We start from the raw sequence: 2,971 nt of genomic DNA, 5'->3' as shown, positions 1-2,971 counted from the left end.
TTTCTCGGTGGAAAAAATTGAAAATTTTCCGAGGCGCCACCATATCTGGGCCGAGCGGGAGAGAGGAGAAAGTTGCTATGATAATGACCGCAGACGACGTCATCGCCGTGCTTGGGCCTGCCGACGAAACGCTGGTGGCTGAAGTCATCGCGACAGGTGCGACCAAGACTGAACTTGCCGAGGCATTTGCGTGGGCCAACAACGACGAAGCCTTGATGGGCGAAGGTCGCCGTCTGCCGACAGGCAGGGTTGCCGCGCTCGTTGATCTGCTTTCCGCCGAGGAGGAAGAGCAGGATAGATGACATCACTGGCCGCTGCTCCGGGCGCGATCGACGCAACCGGTCATGCCGTCGCGAGCACGCGGATGTTGCCCTTGCGATCGATCACGTCCACAACGACATTGAGTCCGGAACGTCGAATGGCGATGTCTGCCGAACCATTGCCGATTAACAGGTGTCGCAACGTGACCTCATCGAGGAAGCTCGGAAGGCGCGGCTCGTTCAAGCTGATCTGCAAGGCGTTCGGATCGAACTCAAGACCGAGACACGACTGCAATAACGACAAAGGCGTTGCCGCCGCCCATGCCTGCGGCGAGCAGGCGACCGGATAGAAGGTCGGTCCCTGCGCGCGCCTGCGCGGCAGGCCGCAGAAAAGTTCGGGAAGCCGCCGCAATTCGATATAGGTCGAAGCGGCAAAGAGTCCCTCAAAGATCCGCGCGGCTTCCGCGCGATAGCCATAGCGAGCAAGCCCCCTGGCGATCAGGGCGTTGTCGTGCGGCCAGATCGAGCCGTTGTGATAGCTCATGGGATTGTAGAGCGCCTCTGTGGAGGCAATGGTGCGGATGCCCCAGCCACAGAAGGACGAGGCACTCATCAAAGTGAGGGTGAGCTGTCTGGCCCGTTCGGGATAGGCGATGCCGGTGAACAGGGCATGGCCGGCATTGGAGGAGCGGACCCTGCAGGGTCGCTTGTCGCCATCGAGCGCCAGCACGTAGGTGCCAAGTTCCTCGTCGAAGAAGCTCGTATCAAAGGTGCGACGCAGCCCCTCCGCACGCGCTAAGAAGCCGGCGGCCCGTTCCGGCCGGCCGAGGCGCTGAAAGATCTCGGCCGCCGCCTGCCACGCGCCATAGACGTAGGCCTGAACTTCGGCGATCGCGATCGGACCCTTGGCGAGCGTCCCGTCCGCGTGGAAAATGGAGTCGTGGCTGTCCTTCCATGCCTGGTTGACCAACCCTTCTTCCGTCTGTCGCCCATATTCGACGAAGCCGTCGCCGTCGCGATCGCCATGGTCATCAATCCATGTCAGTGCGGCTTCGATATGCGGCAGGAGACGGTCGATGGTCGCAAAATCACCGGTTCGCCCGAGATATTCACCGGCCAACATCACGAACAACGGCGTCGAATCGATGCTGCCGTAATAGCGGCGAAAAGGAACCTCGCCGAGCTCGGCCATTTCGCCACAGCGCACCTCGTGCAGGATCTTGCCGGGTTCCGCATCTGCGACTGGATCGATCTCCGTTGCCTGGTTGGTTGCCAAGTGGCCAAGAACTCCGCGTGCGATCTCCGGATCGAGCCAGAGCGTCTCCAGCGCCGTAATCAGAGCATCGCGCCCGAAGACTGTGCTGAACCAGGGAATCCCGGCGTAGGGATAGGGGCCTTCTGGCTTGTCGGTCATCAGCATGTAGAGATCGGAGATGCTGCGTTGGGCGACTTCGTTGAAGATTTCGTTCGACGTTGTGATCGAGGCGGCGCGCGACGAAGAGGCGCGCAGGGCTCTGCGCGAATCCCGCAGCGCAAGGAAGAACGAACGATGGACGGGTTTTCGAGTCTCCTTCTGGTCACAGCCGATTTCTATGAACAGAGACCGGCTCTCGTGCGGCGCCAGCTGGAGATTATAAGTGACATGGCCGGTGGTGAGTTCGGTCGGCTTCGGATCGAAGGAAAGTTGCGTTGATCGATTTTGGTTGTCGAGGCCGATATAGGAGAGAAAGACACAATCCTGCTCAACGACAGGAGAAAGATGGCGCCCTCTTTTTGCCCTTACGGTTCCGCGAACTTCGAAGAGATCGGCGAAATCCGCTCCGAAAGTGATCTCGATACGAATGGGCCGCGGGCGGTCATCAAATTCCTTATCGACAGTCGCTCGTAGCACTGAGCATTCCAGAGGAAGCGAGACCTGCGCAGGTGGATGACGTCGTGGCCGAGGACAAGCCGACCCTTGTCGTCGAAGAGGTCGGGATTGGTGAGGTCGCAGGTGAGCGTCGCGTTGTCATCGCGCAGTATCGACGACAGCAGCATTGGGGGCTTGCCGTTGATCGTCAGGCTGAGATGCGAGAGATATCGGGTATCGCGATGAAACAGGCCTTCCGGGCTGTCTGGTCCCGAAACTGCATCGCCATTGTGATCAAAGACGGCGAAAGTATCGCCGTGCTTTAGAGTGAGCGGCCGGCGCTCCTGCAGTGATGAGGTAGCCGGAATGAAAAATTTCTCGACCGTTGCCATCGGGCCGGACGATGCTGGCACTGGGCTGCTGTCTATAGAAGACATTGCTCCTCCTGAAATCTCAGACGACGAGCTGCAAGTCGAGCGGCTGCCCGTTCGACCGGCGAACTGGAGCGACTTTGGAACGGACGCCGGGTAGGCTACGGTAGAGGTCGAGGTAGTCGTACGCCATCCTTTCCGCGGTAAAGCGCTTCTCGAACGTGGCCCGCACCTTGTGGCGATCCATCCGAAGCGCCCATTCGACGTTCTCGGCCGCGTCGGTGACGCTGTCGACCAGAATTCCGGACACGCCGTTGTCGATCACCTCCGGCACCGAGCCGCAGCCGAAGGCGACGACCGGAGTGCCGCAGGCCATTGCCTCGATCATCACCAGTCCGAACGGCTCCGGCCAATCGATCGGGAAAAGCAAGGCTCCTGCATTTCCAAGGAAGGTTGCTTTCTGATGCTCATCGATCTCGCCGATGAACTCT

Annotated in this window: 2 protein-coding genes and 1 pseudogene; 1 reads left to right on the top strand and 2 read right to left on the bottom strand. The window is 60.0% G+C overall.

Features of this window, described 5'->3' with window-relative positions; all coding sequences use genetic code 11:
- Positions 1-77 precede the first annotated feature (77 nt).
- A complete protein-coding gene (locus FHT75_RS35515) occupies positions 78-302 on the top strand; it encodes a hypothetical protein (RefSeq protein WP_028756281.1) in 225 nt (74 codons plus the stop codon).
- Positions 303-342: 40 nt separating this feature from the next.
- Here the strand turns inward: FHT75_RS35515 and FHT75_RS35510 are convergent.
- Positions 343-2,546, bottom strand: a pseudogene (locus tag FHT75_RS35510) (glycogen debranching N-terminal domain-containing protein).
- Between the two features lie 16 nt (positions 2,547-2,562).
- Positions 2,563-2,971, bottom strand: a 409-nt coding sequence (locus FHT75_RS36215) for a glycosyltransferase (protein ID WP_246713327.1), incomplete at its 5' end; no start/stop codon positions are given.

The organism is Rhizobium sp. BK112, assembly GCF_014193215.1.
In the GTDB taxonomy this organism is placed as follows: domain Bacteria; phylum Pseudomonadota; class Alphaproteobacteria; order Rhizobiales; family Rhizobiaceae; genus Rhizobium; species Rhizobium anhuiense.
The sequence above is the reverse complement of the archived record's forward strand: the minus strand, read 5'-3'. Positions and strand labels throughout refer to the sequence as shown.